This is a genomic window from Vibrio sp. 1F279 (genome assembly GCF_041439815.1).
In the GTDB taxonomy this organism is placed as follows: domain Bacteria; phylum Pseudomonadota; class Gammaproteobacteria; order Enterobacterales; family Vibrionaceae; genus Vibrio; species Vibrio tasmaniensis_A.
Window position 1 is genome coordinate 1 of sequence record NZ_JBGOOU010000103.1, and the last position, 2297, is coordinate 2297.

Annotated in this window: 2 protein-coding genes, 2 tRNA genes and 1 rRNA gene; 1 reads left to right on the forward strand and 4 read right to left on the reverse strand. The window is 41.2% G+C overall.

Translation table 11 applies throughout. The features are described 5' to 3' along the window. Positions 1 to 207, forward strand: a 207-nt coding sequence (locus tag ACED60_RS25510) for a hypothetical protein (protein ID WP_371728724.1), incomplete at its 5' end; no start/stop codon positions are given. Positions 208 to 330: 123 nt separating this feature from the next. Here the strand turns inward: ACED60_RS25510 and ACED60_RS25515 are convergent. From ACED60_RS25515 to ACED60_RS25530, 4 genes are all read right to left on the reverse strand, one after another. Then, positions 331 to 726, reverse strand: coding sequence for a DUF2391 family protein (locus ACED60_RS25515; protein WP_009847710.1), 396 nt, complete (start codon positions 724 to 726; stop codon positions 331 to 333). Between the two features lie 1143 nt (positions 727 to 1869). Further along, positions 1870 to 1946: transfer RNA gene (locus tag ACED60_RS25520), tRNA-Asp, on the reverse strand. A gap of 30 nt (positions 1947 to 1976) precedes the next feature. Then, positions 1977 to 2092 (reverse strand): 5S ribosomal RNA (gene rrf / locus ACED60_RS25525). A gap of 42 nt (positions 2093 to 2134) precedes the next feature. Then, positions 2135 to 2211 (reverse strand) — tRNA-Thr (locus ACED60_RS25530). Between the last annotated feature and the right edge of the window lie 86 nt (positions 2212 to 2297).

The window sequence follows — 2297 nt, forward strand, 5'->3', positions numbered from 1 at the left end:
AACGGCGGACTGTTAATCCGTATGTCGCAAGTTCAAGTCTTGCAAGGGGAGCCAATTAAAGAAAGCCGCATCATTGATGCGGCTTTTTTGCATCTAAAGATCCTAGCGTACCTCCATCCCCCTCACCTTTCTAATCGCTCATTCAGTAAAGAAACTCTCAGTCTTAATTTTCTTGTAAAACAATTAGGCTTTACTCTTTTGATTTAGCTTTAATCACCCAACGACATGTCGAAACCTTTCTAGCGAGCTTGCTACTTGTGTTATCTAAGAGTGAACCAAATAAGCGCCAGAATGGCTCTGTTGATGACTTAACCTGGGTGATATACAGTTTCACTCTTTATCGAAACTATCCACTATAATAGCCCCCATAGACGCGGGCATTGATATAACAATGACACGTTTAAACGAGACTATTGGGTCGCTTAATAGAGGCAATTTATCCAAACATGTCAGTACCAAAGCAACTACCAACGCCGTCATAGCATAAGCAATAACAATTCTGAAAATAAACACAGGCATGCGTGCAACAACATTTTTCTGAAAGACACTTTCATAAGTATAAAAGCCTAAGAACACTGCTGATAATAAAAATAGCAGCAACAGATTAGCAGTAGGCAAAGTCTCCCCTAACTTCCAGGCTTCTTCGGAAAAAGAAATCGGTACAGCCAAAGCAAAAGATCCTACAAAGATCTGACTGGCATCTTCAAAGTTAAAGCTTAATTTCATAGTTCGCCCCATTAGCTTTTAAGGCTTTATCTATTTGTTAAAATAATCACTAAAATATCACCCGATGATTTTTTTGAGTCTATTCTTACCAAGCGAACAATAACGCCCTTCTAGCTTCATATTAGTCGCAATAGCCAAAACATAGCTTGAACTAACCAGCAAGAAATCAATATGTTCAGAGTAAAGTGGTCAACACAACTAATTCATATCGAGTCAACAAACATATCAGAGTAGAAAAGAGACCGGTAAATATCTCCTAAGAGCCTAGAGCCAGAGAGTCTCGATCTGATTGAATGATAAATATCACTGCACGAATACGAGAAATTCTCTATTTCTTAGCATATGTATCCCACCGGCACCAATTTGGGCCCTTAATCTAGCGACTATCTCCTTCAACCTGAAATATAGTCCAATTCCCCTTTGAGATACTTTTCAAACAGGGTTCTCAATACAATTAAGAGTGGTTTAAGCTTAATGAATAACAAGAGGATGAAGTCACCTCATTAAGGGCTATAGCGCTCTTAGCAGAAACATCCATGATCGATTCCTAATTACACATCAGAAGTACCCTCTAGATTCACAGAGAAAAATAGAAGTCAGGTATCGTAGACGAAGGGCTGTTAACTAATACTAAAGTGCACTCGCTTGATAAAGCAAACATCTGCGAACGCAGGGCACATAGGATGAGTTGTAAGCCTTATATAGCTTCGATATTGAATGGATACAGCTGAGTCAGAACAGTCTCATTAACCTGACTTACAACGTCGCATAGCTCGAGTATTTGAGTGCTAAGCTTAAAGCTATATGCGTTTGTGAAACGCATGCTCGTTTCAAATAACAACTGGTGTAGAAAATACAAATAAAAAGACTCTAATCGTAGAGTTAGACTTTCTAATAAATAACAGAATAATGGGACACGTTAACTAGGAGTCATGGGTTACGCGCAAACCTTGTGTAAAAGTCATTCAATGGAAGGGCGAACGCTATAATTTAGATGCAAAAAAACCCGCGATTTCTAGCGAGACTTCTTATAAATGGTGGAGTGCTTGGGGTCGCAGGCGACCGGGACTCGTTGCTCGAAGACAAAATTATCGTATCCAGAAACGACGAAAGCCTAGTCATAAGACTAGGCTTTCTAATAAGTGGCGGAGTGGACGGGACTCGAACCCGCGACCCCCGGCGTGACAGGCCGGTATTCTAACCAACTGAACTACCACTCCGCAGTGTCTATTCAGCATAATGCAATTTAAGCCTGACGATGTCCTACTCTCACATGGGGAAGCCCCACACTACCATCGGCGCTATTATGTTTCACTTCTGAGTTCGGCATGGAATCAGGTGGGTCCACAATGCTATGGTCGTCAAACAAATTCTGTTGTTAACTTGATGAATCAAATCAACTAAATAGTGGTGCTGATACCCAGACTCGAACTGGGGACCTCACCCTTACCAAGGGTGCGCTCTACCGGGCTGAGCTATATCAGCAGTTCTAGAACCGTTTAAAAACGACTCTAAAAATTTAAAGCCTGGCGATGTCCTACTCTCACATGGGGAAACCCCACACTACCATC

What these genes read in the sequence shown, in the direction of transcription:
- ACED60_RS25515 (WP_009847710.1), bottom strand. Translation starts at nt 726, where the DNA reads ATGAAATTAAGCTTTAACTTTGAAGATGCCAGTCAGATCTTTGTAGGA.